The organism is Plesiomonas sp. PI-19 (assembly GCF_021368255.1).
In the GTDB taxonomy this organism is placed as follows: domain Bacteria; phylum Pseudomonadota; class Gammaproteobacteria; order Enterobacterales; family CAMTGL01; genus Plesiomonas; species Plesiomonas shigelloides.
Genome location: NZ_JAJNMQ010000003.1, coordinates 1 through 17,367 on the forward strand (window position 1 = coordinate 1; position 17,367 = coordinate 17,367).

Sequence of the window (17,367 nt, forward strand, 5' to 3'; positions counted from 1 at the left end):
TATGGGTATTTCCGGCGGCTGGTAATGCGTTTTCCTTTGTAGACTACTGTTCATTTTAATCGACCTTTTGCCGCCAGAAATGGCGGCCTTTTTCGGTGTTTACATGAGAAAATATATTGGTTTAAGCCTTGCCATTATTGGACTCCCCTTGTTGGGCTTATATTTATCCGGATGTATCTATTTTATGATGCAAGGCGGAGAAATAGGTGATGTCACGTTATTGAGCTTTATTCAACAATGGCAGCATTATCATGCTGACCCACAATATGAAAAATCGCTCAATATTGCCGCTATGGCGGGATTTGGCTGTGTGATATTACTGCCTCTGCTTATCGCGATGGCCGCCGCTCAGAAAAAGCCCTCTCTGCACGGTGATGCCCGGTTTGCCACCTTTCCCGAAGTCCAAAAGCAGGGCTTAACAAAACCCGGCAATCAAGATGATGGAAAAGGTATTCTCATTGGTCGCATGGGGCGCTTTTTTTTATATTATATGGGCGCAGCTTTTGTATTACTTGCCGCGCCGAGCCGTGGCGGCAAAGGGATTGGGGTGATTATTCCAAATTTGCTGCGTTGGTGGCACAGTTGCGTTGTCACCGACTTTAAACAAGAAAACTTTTCGATTACCTCTAAGTTTCGCGAAAAAGTGTTAGGTCAAAAAGTTTTTTTGTTTAACCCATATGCAGAAGATGGAAAAACGCACCGCTATAACCCGCTCGGCTATGTTCGTGATGGCCATTTGAGTGTACCGGATATTCTCGCCATAGCCGAGATTATCTATCCAACAAGTAGCGGTGACAGTACAGCGAAATATTTTGCTGCATTGGCTCAAAATCTGTTTTTGGGGTTAGCGTTATATGTGAAATATACGCCGAGCTTATCGTTCACTATCGGTGAGATAGTGCGACAGTCCAAGGGATATGGCAAGCCGCTCGATGAACACCTGACGGCAATCCTTGAAAGTCGTAAAGACTTACCTGATGCGTGTGTCATGGCATTACAAAGCTTTCTAGCTGAGGACAAAGAGCGTGGGCAGAAGAATGTGCTTTCGTCGTTCTCAGCCCCACTGATTGATTGGACTAACCCTATTTTTGATGCGGCAACCAGCGCCAATGATTTTGACCTCAACGCGCTACGCCGCGAACGAATGACGATTTACATTGGTATTACCCCCGATTACATCCCCGTGTCGGGGCGCATTTTGAATCTCTTTTTCAGTCACCTGATTAGCCTGAACACCAAAGAGCTTCCAGAGCAAAACCTCGACCTCAAATACAAATGCTTATTGTTGATGGATGAGTTTACCGCGATGGGGCAATCGGCGATTATCGGTAAATCTAATAACTACTTTGCCGGTTATGGCCTGCAATTACTAACCATTGTGCAAAACCCTGCGCAAATTTACGCACGTGAACCGGTGGGCTATGGCGCTGAAACAGCCAAAACACTCATTGGTAACCATGAAGCACAACTCTTCTACACCCCAGAAAAAGAGGATGCCGAAGCGTTGTCAGGCTTTTTAGGCAATATCACGGTAAAAGTGCAAAGCGAACAGCGCACCACAGGCAAATCTGGGCGCTCAATTACCACCACGGAAACGAAGCGCCCGTTAATGCTGCCGCAAGAGTTGCGGGAGATGCCCTTTAAGAATGAAATTATTCTTATGCGTGGGCAAAAGCCCATTTTTTGCGAAAAAATTCATTACTTCAAAGAGCCAATTTTTATTAATCGACTGAAACAGGTATCACCTTCACTGGCTGCCATTAAGGGTATACCGACCAAAAAGCAGTTGGACACGGCTATCGCTAAGGGAGAGCTGGCAACAACAATCCCGTTAATTACGTTGGAAAGTGAGCACACGACCGTATCGGCATTTGAAAGCCCACTGGATAATGTGGAAACGGTAATCCCCTCACCACCCGCAATCCAACTCGATATGACGGCATTTGATACAGAATACAGTGACAGTGATACCCCCGACTTTTAAAGGAGTGAATAAAGTATGAGCATTAATGTGTTTACCGCCTCCGGTCACGCTGGGTCGGATATGGAGTTACGTTATACCGGCAACGGCAAGTGTATTGGGCATTTCCGACTTCCAGTCAAATCAGGATTTGGAGAACGCGAAAAAACAACATGGATCACATGTCGTGTTCTTGGTGCGCGGGCAGAGAAATTAGCACCTTATATTAAAAAAGGGTGCTTAGTAACGGCCACCGGTGAGTTTTTTATGGATGAGTGGGTATCCGATGGAACAAAACATGCTATTCCATGTCTTTTGGTGTCTAATATGCAATTGCCACCACGGCAAGCAACATCAAATGCAGCCTCACAATCGCAAGATGAGCCACCATTCTTTGACGATGACAACATTCCATTCTGAATGAGCGCTCATTCAATACATTAATACAAAGAAAGAGGGGACAAGCCCCTCTTTCCCGCCAACTCCCTTTGTTACGCCATTAGTTGCTGTCAACACGAGAAGGAGTGTTACCCCTCCTCTCTTTCTGACGCCTTTTCTTTGTTTGCATTGAATCAGCGAGATAATTCTAGCAAAAAAAAACAAAACTAAAATATCACCACAGTTTCATATCAAGCTTAAACAATTGGTTAGCAACTTAATCTATCAGCTATGGACGCTCACCATATCAGGCGATAAAAAAATAAAGAGGGGCAAGCCCCTCTTTATTTGGCAAATCCTTTTGCTCTATCGCGTAGTCCGCATACGACACCGGGCAACGTATGCGGAGCGCATCATACCAATCATGAATTACCCATCGCAAGCCAATAATTCGACGTATTCAAAAGCAATTACAGTGGAATAACTGGCGGCTAACTGTAAACGACCTCTTATATACACAAATTACTCACACATAAACCATAAGTTTAATTAAAAGGATATATTATGCGTTTATTTATCGCAGAAAAACCATCCCTTGGTCGAGCCATTTCGGATGTTCTTGGCGTTACCAAGAAAAACAACGGTTACATTGAATGTCAGCATGGTGATGTTGTCACATGGTGTATTGGCCACCTATTAGAACAAGCAGAGCCAGAGCACTATGATGATAAATACAAAACATGGTCTCTCGACACCTTACCAATTATCCCTGATAAATGGGTTGCAATCCCCAAAGAGGAATCGAAAGAGCAGCTAGATATTGTTCTTTCGTTAATTAAAAAGGCCGATATATTGGTGAATGCTGGCGACCCTGACCGAGAAGGCGCTTATCTCGTTAACGAAGTCATTGAATATGCTGGGGTGACTCAAGATAAATGGGATAAGGCTCAGCGGGTATTAATTAATGATTTAAACCCTAAAGCCATCGAGCACGCCTTAGCAACAATGGAGCCGAACAGCCAGCATCAAGCCTCTGCAAATGCAGCTTTATGTCGCGCCCGAGCAGACTGGTTGCTGGGCATGAATCTGAGTCGTGCTTGTACGGTATTAGCAAAACGCCAAGGGCATCCCAACATGTTTACCTTAGGGCGAGTGCAAACCCCAACACTGCAACTGGTGGTAAAACGTGATGCAGAAATCGCAAATTTCAAGCCTATACCATTTTTTGATGTAGAAGCGACGTTCAGTGAAAACGGCACAGCATTTAAAGCGAAATGGCAAGTACCTGAGTCAGTCAGTGATGAAAAACGCTGCACAGATAAAGCGATAGCAGATGCCGTCATTTCCGCCGTAACAGCACAATCAGCGACTGTCACGTACTGCGAAACTAAACGCGCCACATCGCAGCCGCCGTTGACCTATTCGTTACGCTCACTACAAGAAGAAATGTCGCGCACTTATGGCTTTGGCGCAAAACAAACACTCGACCTGGTGCAGTCGCTCTATGAAACACACAAAATTGTCTCTTATCCACGTACTGACCAGCCTTATCTCTCCACCAACAAACGCGATGAAATCGACCTGATTCTGGGTAATTTGGAGGGATTACACGAGAGCGGTTTAGCTGAACTCGCAGCACAGGCTGATACTGCGTTAGTCAGTCCTGCATGGAACGACAAAAAGCTGGAGGGTGCCGCCCACACCGCTATCATTCCAACAACCCGCGCACCTGATTTGAGTAAGCTCACGGAGGATGAATTACGGGTGTATGAGGCCATCGCTTTACGCTATATCGCCCAATTTTACCCACCTGCCGAGGATGACAATACAGTTATTGAAATTCAAAGCGGAGAGCACCGATTTAAAACCAGCGGCAAGGTTGAAATCAAGGCTGGTTGGCGCGTGGTGTTAGGTAAAGAGAAAGAAAGCGAGGGTGATAACCAATCACTGCCAATGCTCGATGAAGGGGTAAGTATCCAGTGTGACGGCGCCAAGTTACAAGAGAAGAAAACCACCCCACCCAAACCCTTTACCGAGGGCACTTTGCTGACGGCAATGTGCAATATCGCCAAAGAAGTCACCGATCCAGCATTGAAAGCCAAGCTCAAAGAAACGGCAGGACTGGGGACAGAAGCGACCCGAGCAGGGATTATTGAAACGCTTAAAGAGCGGGGGTATCTCGACACAAAAGGAAAGAGCCTGATCAGCACAGAGCTTGGCCGAATGTTGATTATGGGCTTACCTGCCGCTATCCGTGATCCCGCTATTACCGCCATTTGGGAGCAGCAGCTAGATGTGGTGGAGTCTGGCGAATATAGCGTAGAGAAGTTTATGGCGGTGATGGAAAAAACCATTACTGGTCATATCAACGATCTTAAAAGTGGGAAAACCACCTTCTCCCTACCGAAATCCCACTATCCAAGCTGTCCAAAGTCGCCGTGCCAAGGATTCTTGCTGCCGTATGAAGGCAAAAAGGGTATGGCACATCGTTGCAGTATCTGCGAGACACGCTTTAAGGATGACAAAGGGAAACCGGGCGCAGAGATTAAAAAAATAGCCAAACTGGAGGTAAAATAATGGATATTACACACACAACGCAGCCTGATTGCCCTGAATGCGAGACGCCTGTACGTTTTGAGCTGATTGGTGATACCCTTTCTAAAGGAATCTCCGTTGATTTATCGACGGTGCTTGTCTGTTTATCACTAGCTGAACAAGCGGGGCATGTGCCCCCATTACCTGTGATGTGGTGGACAGAAACAAAAGGGCATCTGCGCTTAGAACTCCCTGAATTAGACTCAATACCGATAGAAGAGTAGTTGCATGGATGTATTCAAATTACGCCACACAGACATAGGTGACATACCATTAACTCGCAACAACTTTGAGCACCACACTCAACGTAAAATGCCATGGTTTGTCATAGAAGAAGGAGAGCAGCGTCAATTTGCAGTTTGCCCTTCATGCGACAATACCATTCAAATTATTCGCCTCTATGACAATAAGCAAAAACCTTACGGCAAACATTATATGAGCCGGAGGAAAAATGGGTTAGGCATTTACAGCATTGAAAATTATGAACGGTGCCCTTACGCCGCCAGAAATAGAGTTCAACGACCAGAAAAAACAAGCAGGAGGCAAGAGAGCGAACTCACACTAAAAATAAAAGAACTACTTATTGAGAATTTTGATCGAGTTATTTACTTGTTAGAAAAACAACTCGAGATGCGTTTCTCTAAAAAACTAGTAATAGAGATGATTAATGACTTTATTGCTGCTAAAGGTTGGCGGTACGATGGGGCAACCTTACAAAATATACCATGGATTTTTGCTTACTTTAGTCGTAGCCAATCACTATTTGGTCGCTATGTTGCCTCAAAGCCTCTTCAAGAAGCCATCAGTCAGCATTATCCTAATGCTGTTTGGGATAGAAACTATCTAAAAAGCAAGAGTGGGTATATTTCACCACGCTTTTGTTTTTTACATCACCAGCGTAGGGTTGTTGATCATCATTTAGAAGAAAGTATTATATTTTCCGTAAGTGATGATCAACAACAAATTATCTTTGAAAAAACATTACCTATTGAAGGGTGCTATTTTTCTAATCTAGTATCTCTGTCACACGATAGAGGATACCGCAATTGGGAGTTGGTAGACCTAGCCAAAGACTTTTTTAGAAACCTAATTTAATTACCACGCCAGACGTCATTATTTAATGGCATCTGGCAATGTTAAATTAGGTTTAACAGCTTGAATTTTAAAATCAAATGAAAACACTAAAAAACAAATCACCGTCTGCGAAACAGAAAAGCAAAACAATAACCAACCATCACCAACACCAATAAAACAATAGTATGAAATATACTATCTCCCAAAAATGCTAACCGGGTGTCGGTCATTGATTCTTGATATGGATTAGAAATGTAAATTAATGCTGGAATGAAGGCTACGTAAATACCAGCAGGAACCAATGGGTAAACGTAACGAAAAACCCACCTATTAACACAACAAAGCTTAAACATAACCAACAAAAAGGACGATACCAAGAAGAAAAACACCAGAGATTTCAGATAAATAAGTATTGGTATATTCATCCAACCATAAAGAACAAACAATACAATGCTGGAGAATATAATAAAATAAATAAAATGAATATCACTCAATCTATTTTGCATAAAAATTCAATAGCTACTGAATCATTTATTGTACCTAGTAAAAGGATAACAAAATGGACTTAAAGAAGTTTTATCTAATAGGGCTGTTTATCTCTACACTTTCCGCCTGCTCCGCTCCCACACCTCCGGCAATCAGTGGTAAAGCAGAGCCTATCAATCAGCAAACCTCAATAACACCGCTCGAACCTGTGGTTGTAACGGTGATGCAGTCAAAGCCCATCACGCGTCACTATCGGCTTTACTACCCATACAATATTGCCACCACCTCCCGCGATCCATTATTACAAAACACCATTTTGCCCGCAGCCAAAACCGCTGATCGTATTCGTATTTTGGGGCGAACTGATGGTCGCTTTCCTCCGTCTCAGCAAGATCAGTGGATAGCGGAGCGACGAGCTATCAATGTTCGTAATTATCTTGTTGCTCGCGGTGTTCCAGCTGAGCGTATTGATGTGAATTATGCCGCCGCCACCGATTATATTGCGGATAACACCACCAGTTCGGGACGACAAAGCAATCGCCGTGTTGATATTGAGATTATTTGGGAGCCATCAGCATGAAAGAATTTGCACTATTACTTGCCGCTTTTACGCCCGTATTTGCGCTTCCCTCTTATGCAGCAAGCGATGCGGAGTGCAGTATCTGGCTCTGCTTACCTTCCGGTTTTCCTTCCGGTTGTGGTGAAGCAAAGTCTGCATTTATCCAGCGCATTAAAAACCGAAAGTCACCCTTACCCAGCTTTTCTTCCTGTGCGCTCCCCGCGTCCGCTTTACCTTCGGGTACCCCCATCAGCAATATGACCGCAAAACATGGGATTGCTGCTGTCATGAGTTATTCCCGGCAATGTACCCAATGGGAGGTTAATAATAATGGGCAAACTGTATGCACCAAGTGGGAAATGAAGCCGGACAAAGTCATCAAAGGCACCAGTTGCCGAACCTATGGCAACAAGGACAACAAATACCGTCGCCCGAAAGGCTGCCTAGGCTCCGTGGATTGGGTGGAGACGTACATGGACGGTAAGCAATACGGTAATACCTATTACTACTAATTTAGCGGGCGTAAGCCCGCTTGAGTGGGGATAGCATGAAAAACAAACGTATTATATTTCGAGTCACAGAGTCAGAATATGAGGCTTTTAAACAGAAAGTTGCAGAAGCCAATATGACTGCATCAGAACTGCTCCGCACACGTATTTTGCAAGATGAATGGTATGTCTTGGCAAAACCACCAAAAGCCAGCGTAGATAAACGCGCTTTGCTGTATCTGTTTAATAAAGCCTCAAACAACATGAATCAAGTTGCACTCTTAGGCAATAGCGCCAATAAAGGTGGTGTGCTCAATCAAAAAACGTTTGAGCGCATATTAGCCGCCTTGATCGTCATTCGTGACCAACTCAAAGGAGGCCTTGCCCGTGTTGATTAGACCCGGAGGTGGGCACTCCGGTATAAAAGAGTATCTGGAAGAAGGCATTAAAAATGGACGCGATTATACACGGGATGAACTCGATTATCGCGTTACGTTAGCCGGAGATCTGCAAGCAACCCACGACATTATCCAGCAAATCGAAACTGACAGTGAGCGTTATTTACATATTACTCTTTCTTTTAAAGAGGACACTGTTCCCCACGAGCAGATGCAAACCATAACCGAAGAGTTTCGTCAGTTTGTCTTTCATGCTTATGAGGAGGATGAGTATTGCTTTTATGCAGAAGCCCATTTACCCAAAATAAAAACCCTTATCGATAAAAAAAGCGGCCAGCTTGTTGAGCGCAAACCCCATATTCACGTAGTGATCCCAGAGGTCAATTTACGTACCCATCAACGCATGGACCCTCTCGGTAAAATTGATCACAACACGCCTTATTTGGATGCCTTCCAAGAGGTCATGAATGAAAAATATGGTTTAGCCAGCCCCAAAGTTAATGTACGTGGGCGCTTTACGGAGGAAAGCACACTCCAATATGGCGAAGTCTTTGCGGGTGCAAATAAAACCATCAAACAACAAATTCTTGCGGACATCATTAAGCATGACATTCGCACCCCACAAGCCTTACAAACTCACCTACGCGATCAGGGCTTTCAAGTTAAAGAGCGTAACGCCGGTAAGCCAAACAGCTATATCAATATCAAGCTACCAACCAGCGCCAAAGGCGTAAATTTAAAAGACAACGTTTTTCAATCCACCTTTCTCGCATTACCGCCAGCGGAAAAACAGCAACGCTTAGTGCATACCCAAACAAGCCATTACCTTGAACCAGGACAACCCTACAAAGCCCCTGAGTTTGCACATGAAACGCTTGCGCATTGGTATGCACAACGCGCCGCCGAAGTACGCTTTGTTACACGGCGAAACCGCGAAAAATATCGCGCCCTTTCCCCAGAGAAGCAGCGCGAATTTCTAACCGAAAAACAGGAGGCCGCCCGTGGAGTCCCAACCCCAAATCGTGAACCTCAGCACCATCAGCGAGACGCTGAACAAAGTCTGCGCGCAGCAGGAGAGCATTTGTCTGATGCTCAACGAAATTGTCACAGTATTAAATCAGGAATCCGAAGTCTCACTCATCGACGAGCTATCCGAACTGTTCGCGCCGCTCTTCAACGATGTGAGCATTATCAAGCAACACCTCGGCCTGACACCATCCCAGCCCGACAACGCTGCGACAACCCCGTAAGCCAAACAGCCGATACGTTACGACAAGCCAAATCGTTACCAGAGCAAACCATCAGCGCTACCGCGCTGCTGAACTACGTGGCACGAACGCATGGCGTACAAACAAAAAAGTACCCTATTACGGTAATGTCTAACGGCCAAGAGCGAATTATGTGTGGTCGGCAAGCACGAGACCCTACAGCGTTTTTAACACAGGAGATGCACCTCTCGCTGCGGGAGACGCACAACTTACTGTCACGCGCTCAACACGTAAAAGCGCGTGATTGGGAGCAATTTACGCAAGAGTGGCAACCTAATTTACAACAACAACGCAAGGCCGCATGGCAAGCCCAAATTCAGCATGAAAAGGCACAACGCACAGAATTAAATCAGCATTACCGCATGGAAAAAAATGCGATTTATGGCGATGACACATTATCGCGCGCAGAACGAAAAGCGGCGCTATCCATTGCAAGAATGAATAAAGTGCTGGCCGATATGGCTTACCAAGAAAATAAAAAAAACGCGAGGGATCGTCTTAAAGAGGAATACCCATCTACACCGCAAGCACAATACCAACGTTTTGAACAACGACATCAAAAAACTGAGGGGTTTATTATGGAAAACAATATACAGGGGCAATTGGTTGACCATGGTGCTGCACCTTATGAGTTTAAAGAGGAGAACAAACAAAGCTACTTCATTAAGGTAAAGCAGCCCAATAATACGGTTCGTACTGTTTGGGGTACTGGGATATCACAAGCGGTTAAGAAAAGTCAGGCGCAGCGAGGTGATAACATCACGCTATCACGACAAAATAGTAGTGCCGAGAAAAAGCGTCCCCACGTAGAATGGGAAATCCATAAAGAAGCTCCAAAACATAAGCATACCCAAGAGACAACAACATCGCATATAACCAATAAAGAGCTTGATGAAAAATTACAAGCAACACGTGTATTAGTTCACTACCCAAAACTAAAAGAGTTAGGTGTTAGCCTTGAGCATATTCAAAGAACGGACAAAGGAGACAAAATTCACTATAATGATAAAGCGCTATCTGTTACCCAACTAATTAAAGAGACGCATGGTTACTCCACAAAGCGCATCAATGAGGAATTAAACTCACTTTATACAGAGCAAGAGCGTGATAAAGCGCGTGTTTTGGCGTATAAAAATGAATATATGGCAAAGCATCGTGAAACTATTTCACGAGAAACGCAAGCACAGACATCATCAAGCACCATAAATGAACACCGTATTACATCTCACGACAAAACAAAAACACATGCACCATTACCGCCAAAAGAGTTTGATGACATCACACATAAAATCGATCCAAAAGGCAATGTGAGTTATTACCTCAACCATAAAGAGATTGTTGTTGACCGAGGCAATCACGTACACACTTGTAGCAACGAAGATAAAGCGGTCGAAATTGGCTTGCGCCTCTCCATTGAAAAATTTGGTAAAACATTGGATGTCAAAGGCTCACCAGAATATAAAGCGCAAGTTGCAGAGATTGCCGCAAGACATAATTTAAAAGTTGAGTTTACCGACCCAGCAATGAATAAAATGCTGCAAGAAAAACAGGTACAACATAATAAGGGAATGAATATTATTCAGCAGGCACAAAACCAACGACAGAATCAGTCTCAATCGAAAGAATCGCAGATGCAACAGCAGCCCACCCCACAGAACAAGCCGGGGGTGACGTGGGAGCGATAACGAGCGCAACAGCGCGAGATGCACTTGGGGTTTCAAAGGGGTATCCCCCTTTGGCTCGCGGGATGTTGGCGAACCCTTTAGGGTTTGTCATACGTCCCCGTCGTGCCTATCTCTAAAACTGATCACCACCGCATCACCATGCGATCACCATCCAATCACCAAAAAAGAAGCATGCGCTCACCACGCATCACCACAAGGAAAGCATGGATCATCATTCCATCACCATGAAATCACCACAGGATAACCATCAAATCATCATGAGAAAGGAATAGAGATGAATGAACAGATTCAGAGTCTAAAAAATGCAATCCAAGAGCTAACCAAAACGCAAGGGCGATTACCTAAAAGCCTCATAATCGAAGAACTGTTTGGCAGCATAACAGAGGCCATGCACTCAAAAATAACATTAGAACTTTTGGTATCAGCCATGCAACAACAAGGGCTTGATATTACAGTACCCTACCTAAGAAACACCTTATACCGAATAAGAAAAAAGAAGAAAGAAAAAGAGATAAAAGTAAAAAACACACCATCAAACAGCATAGAAAGAAAAGTCACACCAACAGCACCAACAAAAAAAATATCCAACAAAGAACAGACTGAGTTCGATGACTTAACAAGAAAAATAGAATCATTTAATGCGGCTACTGGCTGGGTGGATAGGTACGTTGCTCTTGGTGGAGACATTAACGACATCAAAGATCAATCAGAGAGCCAAAAACGTCAAATGACAATGCAACTAAAATCCAGCATATCAAGAAAACTGCAACTCTATAAGTACTGACACATAACACCCACTAAATAAGAAATTGGATCGTAAAAATGAAAGTTATTGTCATCAATTTTTCCGGTAATGTTGGTAAATCTATTGTGGCACAACATCTGTTAAAGCCACGCATGGAAGACAGCAGCATCATTGCCGTCGAATCGATTAACTCAGACGGCACACAGGATGAAAAAATCAAAGGTAAAGCCTTTACTGAAATCATGGACAGGGCATTAGAGCATGAAAACGTGATTATTGATGTAGGAGCTTCTAACGTTGAAGAGTTTTTAAACCAGATGAAAAAATCCATCGGCAGCCATGAAGACTTTGATTACTTCGTGGTACCCACCATCAACAAGAGAAAGCAAATTGAAGACACCGACAGCACTATCGTTGCGCTATCTGATTTAGGTATAGAACCGCACCGTATTCGCGTTGTGTTCAATATGATTGATGATGACACCAATATCCCGCAGGCTTTTGAACAAATTTTTCAAAACAAGGATATGGCAACCATCAATACCGCAGCGGTTATCCATGAAAACGAGCTATTTAATCGACTGGATGAAGCAAAATTCAAAACCATCGCAGAAATTGTAAACGACGATACTGATTACAAGCAGTTAATTTCGCAGACCGATGAAGGCGACACCGCCACACGCCGAACCTATTCACGAGCATTAGGTATTCGCCGTCTCGCTATCGGTGTGCAGCGAATGTTAGATAACACCTATCGGGAGTTATTTCGCTAATGAATCATGAGTTACCCCCTATTTCAGCCCCCATCCAATCAGCACAATCCAAAGACCTTAAAGAAGCCTATTTAAGTGCCATGCTAGGTGAAGTGGTCTACCTACGTCGTAATATCAATAATATTCTTGAAGAGTCATCCTGCCGTATCGGTATGACACAAGACATTATTGAACGGCATTTAAATGCCAGCAAAGAAGCCTTAGATAAATACATCGTTGCAGCAAATGCGCATTTCACCAAAACCAAAGGTGAACTTAAAGAGATTGCAGCCAGTGAACTGCGTGACAATGTCACGCAATCACTGCTGGATGCTCATAAGCAGCTACTGATGAGCAATCCACCACGCATGAGCCTGCGCAATATGTTGGTTTCTATCGCTCTCTCAGGGCTTGTCGCTGCCATGATTGGCATCGGGGCGGGACTGTTGACCTTCCAGTTAAGCGGAGCCAACCGATTAACCCCCGAAGAGCAGCAATTTATTCATGATGGCCGTGCGCTAGAGCAAATCTGGCCACAACTGAGCACAACTACACGCCAAGAACTCCGTAGCGCACTCAAAAATTAATCCTCTTTCAACCCAAGGTAGCCACATTTCAGGTCGTGGCTACCACATCCGTAAACCTACGAAGTAACGAGTAAATCCCATGAAAAAAAGCCTTCTTGGCTGCCTACTGGCGGCCAGCTTGCTTGCACCTATGGCACACGCCGGTATTCCTGTCACTGTTGTAGCTGATGTACCAGGACAACAAGCACAACTCCAAAACTACGCACAAATGCTCAAAGAGTACGCCACGCTACTCGACCAACTAGAGCAAATGCGCCGTCAGTTTGAGCAAATGGAGAAGGATTACCAATCCATTACTGGCACCCGTAATCTGGGACAAATACTGAACAACCCCGAATTTAAACAGTATCTGCCTGATAACTGGCAGCAGGTCTACAGCAGCATCCGCAACAATGGCTACAACGGACTCACCGGCGCAGCCAAAGCCTTGCGCGATGCCAGCAAGATTTTTGATGCCTGCGCCCATATCAAAGACCACAAGGAGCGGCAAATTTGCGAAGCCGCATCCGTTAAGCCCGCGCAAGACCAAGCCTTTGCCCTCGATACCTTCAAAAAATCGGCGCAGCGCACCCAGCAAATTGATGGATTGATGGCGCAAATTAACCGCACCACCGACCCGAAATCTATCGCGGAATTAACTGCGCGGATTCAGGCAGAGCAAGCCATGCTGCAAAACGAGCAAACCAAAATGGATATGTATCTTGCCTCCTCAAAAGCAGAACAAGACCTGTTAGAACAACAAACGCGTGAGACCATCACCAAATACCGCAATTCTAAAAACTACGGCACAAAAGTTCCTCCAATGGACTTTAACTAAGAGGGAAAAACACTATGGATTTTGCAGTAGAAATTTTCTCCTACATTGGCACCAATATCGATAAAGCCACAGAGAAGTTTATTCTTGATGGCGTGAGAAACCTGATTGACTCCATCAAAATATTGGTCATTACTGGCGTTACGCTCTACATCATGTTTAAGTCTTATTTGCAAATCATGGGAAAAGCGGATGGCTTATTACGTGACACTGTTATTCATTGCATTATCGTTATCTGTATTACCAGCTTATCGTTAAATGCAGCCAACTATACTGCTTACTTAATCGGCGGCGTAGAAGCCTTTGCGGGTGGTTTATCTCATGCCATTTCAACAACTACCGGAATGATGTCTGGAATGCGTGACAGTGGAAATATATTTAATGTTTTGGATAAATTACTTATTAGCGCCATTGATCAAGCTACTGCTTGCTTCGCAAAGATGTCTTTGTGGAAAACTGAAACCTGGGATTGGATTTTCTCAGCGTTCGCAGTACTCGTATCGCTCGGCGCACTAACACTATGTGCCAGTGTGATCATTATTGGTTCAAAGTTTCTATTAACCATGTTACTTTTACTTGGCCCACTGTTTTTAAGTGCAGCCTGCTTCCCTGTCACACGCAGATATTTTGATAGTTGGGTTGGAAAACTCATGGAAAATTGCTTAGTGCAGGTTTTTGGTGTTGCTGTGACTACACTACTTATCTCTATTGTAGAACACTTTCTAAAGACAAACAGCCTTGGTCAAGGTGATGCCAATCCCCTCGCCATCGCCGCACAAATCACCATCTTATCTGGCGTGATGTTTTATATTTTGCGACAAATCCCCAATCTCGCAGGCTCGCTATCTGGCGGCTTTGCCTCGGCTTCAATGACATTGAGAGATGTACTCGACCCAGCAAGAAAGATGAAAGATTTTGTCAAAAACAACTATGATAATTACCAACAAAACAAAGAGAGACGCCGCATTGAAAATAACACCAATCCCAATTTAAACCAGATTCAAAAAGGTTACAATCATCAAAGTCGTGCGGAAATAAAACGAGAACAAATGATTAAAGATATGATTGCCAAACAAACACGAAAAAATATGTCCACTGCTAACGAATAAAACCGATAATAAAAAGGCTGGCAAGTGCCAGCCTTTTTATTTAACATGTAATATCATGGCACTACCGGCGCATACATACAAATTTTCAGCGCAGAAAACTTACCTTCTTTATCAATTGCAAACCTTTCTTTGTCTGTAATTTTATCATAATACTCTCCTGCGCTAGAAACCTTAACAAATGAGCTACAAACATTATAGTAATCTCGGTGATTAGGAAGCGGCCCCTCAAAGCCGTATTTATAATCCCCCGTACTCCATAAATCCAATACCGCCTGATTATAGTGGCGATAGAGTTTCATGTAGTCATCTTTACTCATGTCTTTTACAACTTTATCTAGTTGAGTTCGACTCATATCACTAACATCAATTACAGAATCCGCACTAGCAAAAACATTAGCAGAGAACAACGCCAGAGCAAAAACAACACATTTCTTCATCAGAAATTCTCCGAAATATTCGTAAAAACATTTAACTGTTATTTTATCAAGCACCATTAATCTGCGACTACACATTCTGTGCTAAAATGAGAACTTAATCAGGCAATAAAATAATACAACCAAGTGCATTAAAGCCCATTTATGGGCGGTTGGCTGGCGCGCAATCTGAAAGATTGCTGCACGCCTGCTTGCTCTTTGCAAAATATCCACAAATCCACATGAGACTAAGCCAGCGATAAAATACCCCAACAAAGGGTATTTTGAGCGGGAGCACCAGCAATGACGGGACAAGTCATTGCTGGGACGATTGTGGGGTTGTGGATATTTTGTTTCTGATAAAACGGGTTCAAGACCCGCTTTATCAGATAGGCGCGCTACAAATTAGACAAGTACCCCGCGATCTTAATTAAATCGTCCGCAGACAAGCCGGACAACTCCATACCATAGCCCCTGTATCCTTCATGGACAATACCGCAGATCTTCTTGTCGGTTTCAATTCTCGCCAGCTCGCTGGAGTTATACCATTTGGATACCTTCACTAATCGGGATAATACCCCGCGCAAGATCTCCGCTTGCTCTCGTTTAGCACAATACTTTTTGTGCATCTCTTCATACTTCGCGATCAGTACGGGTGCATTCATTAAAATTTTTCGCTTAATATCGCCCGCTATTGCGGCAGCGCTGCGTTCTGGTGATACGGTGCATTTCAAACGCACACCAAAATCACCGCATTTGTTATCTTTTAGCAACCAAAGAACAACATCCCCTCCCAATTATCACCAACAAAACAAAATGCCAAAAATTAGGGTTAATCATTCTGATCTGATATTCACACGCTTGCCGAATATCAATACGTCAATCAGCCCCCAACTCAGCACAGACGCGCACAAAATGTGAAAAATATTTTTTGTGAAATGTGATATTTTCTGTTTGCTAAGTTTCCTAGCACGTAGATTAATTTGTCTAACAGTGTTCTGTTTGGGGCACTCGCTCGTACTCTCCCATGTGCCCCACTTTTTTTCACAATTACGCCGCGCACTCCTCCGCATAACGCCATGACCAAAATCTCGGCTTGCTCTCGCTTAGCGCAATACTTTTGGCGCATATCCTCATGCTTTGTAATCAGCGTAGGTACATCCATTAAAATTTTTCACTTAATATCGCCCGCTATTGCAGCGACGCTGCGCCCTAGCGATACAACACGCACCCATCCCTAGCTCAGCGCAGATGCGCACAAAGTGTGAAAAATATCTTTTGTAGAATGTGTTATTGTTTATAGCAGCATTTCCTATCGTTGCATGATTTGTTATTTCTTTAATTTGTCCTGTTTTTCAGGGGCGAATTGTTTCGCCCCTTGTTTTTATACTGCTCTACTTTCTACAGCATAATATCTCCACGCTTTACGCTGACCACCTAAACCGTACATCTCCCGAATCTCATCTATAGTGTACTCTTTGTTGTTTTTGCGGCAGTGGTGCTCCTCTGGTCGGTAATACCAACGTCATTTTTTCGCTCATTTACAGTGAAAGGATTTTAATTTCTCACAATGCGCTTTCATCTCTCCATAAATCCACACCCAATTACCGATAACCTCAAAAACAATACCCGCCAACTGATTAAGCGCTGTTAATACCGCCTCCAACTCTTCGCCATAGTTATAACGCGCCTCCGGCTCGGTTGCTTGGTATTGGCTCAGATGCTCAATATTCCCCATCAACACCTCAAACGCCGCATTAACCGCCTTCATCAACTCCGCCCCTAATGGGTTCCGGTCTGATTGATATCCTCTCCCCCAAAGGCGGGGATTCCAGATTCACAGCATTGTGCCTAACGTTCATTAGAACAACGAGGACTTACTTACGCTTCACAGGATAACACCGCTTGCCCAGCGACTTTGATATTCATTGCAGCATTAACATCTCTGTCTAAGCGTGTTTTACACGCAGGACAAGACCAATTCCGAATATGTTGACCATGTTTTTAACGCTCAAACTTTCACAGCTAATCACTTTATTTTCTTTTATCAGCTTAG

19 protein-coding genes are annotated in these 17,367 nt (G+C 43.9%); 14 read left to right on the forward strand and 5 right to left on the reverse strand.

All coding sequences use genetic code 11. The features are described 5' to 3' along the window. Nucleotides 1–103 precede the first annotated feature (103 nt). From LQ901_RS16290 to LQ901_RS16315, 6 genes are all read left to right on the forward strand, one after another. Nucleotides 104–1,984 (forward strand): type IV secretory system conjugative DNA transfer family protein, encoded by a 1,881-nt coding sequence (locus tag LQ901_RS16290; RefSeq protein WP_233672449.1) that lies wholly within the window; start codon nucleotides 104–106, stop codon nucleotides 1,982–1,984. A 15-nt stretch (nucleotides 1,985–1,999) separates the two neighbouring features. Beyond that, entirely contained in the window at nucleotides 2,000–2,380 is a 381-nt protein-coding gene (locus LQ901_RS16295; RefSeq protein WP_233672450.1) for a single-stranded DNA-binding protein, read from the forward strand. Nucleotides 2,381–2,902: 522 nt separating this feature from the next. Further along, complete coding sequence (locus tag LQ901_RS16300) at nucleotides 2,903–4,915, forward strand: DNA topoisomerase III (protein ID WP_233672451.1); 2,013 nt, start codon at nucleotides 2,903–2,905, stop codon at nucleotides 4,913–4,915. Then, on the forward strand, nucleotides 4,915–5,157 hold the full coding sequence (locus tag LQ901_RS16305; RefSeq protein ID WP_152136632.1) for an XRE family transcriptional regulator: 243 nt from the start codon (nucleotides 4,915–4,917) through the stop codon (nucleotides 5,155–5,157). The genes LQ901_RS16300 and LQ901_RS16305 overlap by 1 nt, the downstream gene beginning before the upstream one ends. A gap of 4 nt (nucleotides 5,158–5,161) precedes the next feature. Then, complete coding sequence (locus LQ901_RS16310) at nucleotides 5,162–6,028, forward strand: hypothetical protein (RefSeq protein WP_152136633.1); 867 nt, start codon at nucleotides 5,162–5,164, stop codon at nucleotides 6,026–6,028. 538 nt (nucleotides 6,029–6,566) lie between these two features. Then, the gene (locus LQ901_RS16315) at nucleotides 6,567–7,073 is read left to right on the forward strand and encodes an OmpA family protein (RefSeq protein ID WP_233672452.1); all 507 of its coding nucleotides are present in this window, start codon (nucleotides 6,567–6,569) and stop codon (nucleotides 7,071–7,073) included. Between the two features lie 52 nt (nucleotides 7,074–7,125). Here LQ901_RS16315 and LQ901_RS16320 read toward each other — a convergent pair whose 3' ends face one another. Continuing rightward, nucleotides 7,126–7,341 (reverse strand): hypothetical protein, encoded by a 216-nt coding sequence (locus tag LQ901_RS16320; RefSeq protein WP_152136635.1) that lies wholly within the window; start codon nucleotides 7,339–7,341, stop codon nucleotides 7,126–7,128. Here LQ901_RS16320 and LQ901_RS16325 point away from each other — a divergent pair. The 8 genes from LQ901_RS16325 (at nucleotide 7,340) to LQ901_RS16360 (ending at nucleotide 14,898) form a co-directional block, all read left to right on the forward strand. After that, nucleotides 7,340–7,564, forward strand: a complete 225-nt coding sequence (locus LQ901_RS16325; protein WP_152108825.1) for a hypothetical protein — start codon at nucleotides 7,340–7,342, stop codon at nucleotides 7,562–7,564. The two genes, LQ901_RS16320 and LQ901_RS16325, sit on opposite strands and share 2 nt — an antisense overlap. Nucleotides 7,565–7,599: 35 nt before the next feature. Continuing rightward, nucleotides 7,600–7,938 carry a hypothetical protein gene (locus LQ901_RS16330; RefSeq protein WP_233672453.1) on the forward strand — a complete coding sequence of 113 codons (339 nt, stop codon included), beginning with the start codon at nucleotides 7,600–7,602 and terminating at the stop codon, nucleotides 7,936–7,938. Continuing rightward, nucleotides 7,928–10,891: an LPD7 domain-containing protein gene (locus LQ901_RS16335; protein WP_233672454.1), complete on the forward strand. Its 2,964-nt coding sequence runs from the start codon at nucleotides 7,928–7,930 to the stop codon at nucleotides 10,889–10,891. Before LQ901_RS16330 ends, LQ901_RS16335 begins: the two co-directional genes overlap by 11 nt. A gap of 274 nt (nucleotides 10,892–11,165) precedes the next feature. Next, the gene (locus LQ901_RS16340; RefSeq protein ID WP_233672455.1) at nucleotides 11,166–11,675 is read left to right on the forward strand and encodes a hypothetical protein; all 510 of its coding nucleotides are present in this window, start codon (nucleotides 11,166–11,168) and stop codon (nucleotides 11,673–11,675) included. A 38-nt stretch (nucleotides 11,676–11,713) separates the two neighbouring features. Then, a complete protein-coding gene (gene stbB / locus LQ901_RS16345; protein WP_233672456.1) occupies nucleotides 11,714–12,409 on the forward strand; it encodes a StbB family protein in 696 nt (231 codons plus the stop codon). After that, nucleotides 12,409–12,975 carry a hypothetical protein gene (locus tag LQ901_RS16350; RefSeq protein WP_233672457.1) on the forward strand — a complete coding sequence of 189 codons (567 nt, stop codon included), beginning with the start codon at nucleotides 12,409–12,411 and terminating at the stop codon, nucleotides 12,973–12,975. Before stbB ends, LQ901_RS16350 begins: the two co-directional genes overlap by 1 nt. Nucleotides 12,976–13,054: 79 nt before the next feature. Then, entirely contained in the window at nucleotides 13,055–13,792 is a 738-nt protein-coding gene (virB5, locus tag LQ901_RS16355) for a P-type DNA transfer protein VirB5 (RefSeq protein ID WP_233672458.1), read from the forward strand. A gap of 14 nt (nucleotides 13,793–13,806) precedes the next feature. Further along, nucleotides 13,807–14,898, forward strand: a complete 1,092-nt coding sequence (locus LQ901_RS16360) for a type IV secretion system protein (protein WP_233672459.1) — start codon at nucleotides 13,807–13,809, stop codon at nucleotides 14,896–14,898. 53 nt (nucleotides 14,899–14,951) lie between these two features. On the opposite strand, the gene LQ901_RS16365 is transcribed toward LQ901_RS16360, so the two are convergent. The 4 genes from LQ901_RS16365 to LQ901_RS16930 form a co-directional block, all read right to left on the reverse strand. Continuing rightward, the gene (locus tag LQ901_RS16365) at nucleotides 14,952–15,335 is read right to left on the reverse strand and encodes a hypothetical protein (RefSeq protein ID WP_233672460.1); all 384 of its coding nucleotides are present in this window, start codon (nucleotides 15,333–15,335) and stop codon (nucleotides 14,952–14,954) included. A gap of 374 nt (nucleotides 15,336–15,709) precedes the next feature. Continuing rightward, nucleotides 15,710–16,108 (reverse strand): hypothetical protein, encoded by a 399-nt coding sequence (locus LQ901_RS16370; protein ID WP_233672461.1) that lies wholly within the window; start codon nucleotides 16,106–16,108, stop codon nucleotides 15,710–15,712. 740 nt (nucleotides 16,109–16,848) lie between these two features. Further along, nucleotides 16,849–17,082, reverse strand: a complete 234-nt coding sequence (locus LQ901_RS16375; protein WP_233672462.1) for a hypothetical protein — start codon at nucleotides 17,080–17,082, stop codon at nucleotides 16,849–16,851. A 110-nt stretch (nucleotides 17,083–17,192) separates the two neighbouring features. Beyond that, nucleotides 17,193–17,300 (reverse strand): zinc ribbon domain-containing protein, encoded by a 108-nt coding sequence (locus LQ901_RS16930; protein ID WP_370635693.1) that lies wholly within the window; start codon nucleotides 17,298–17,300, stop codon nucleotides 17,193–17,195. Nucleotides 17,301–17,367 lie beyond the last annotated feature (67 nt).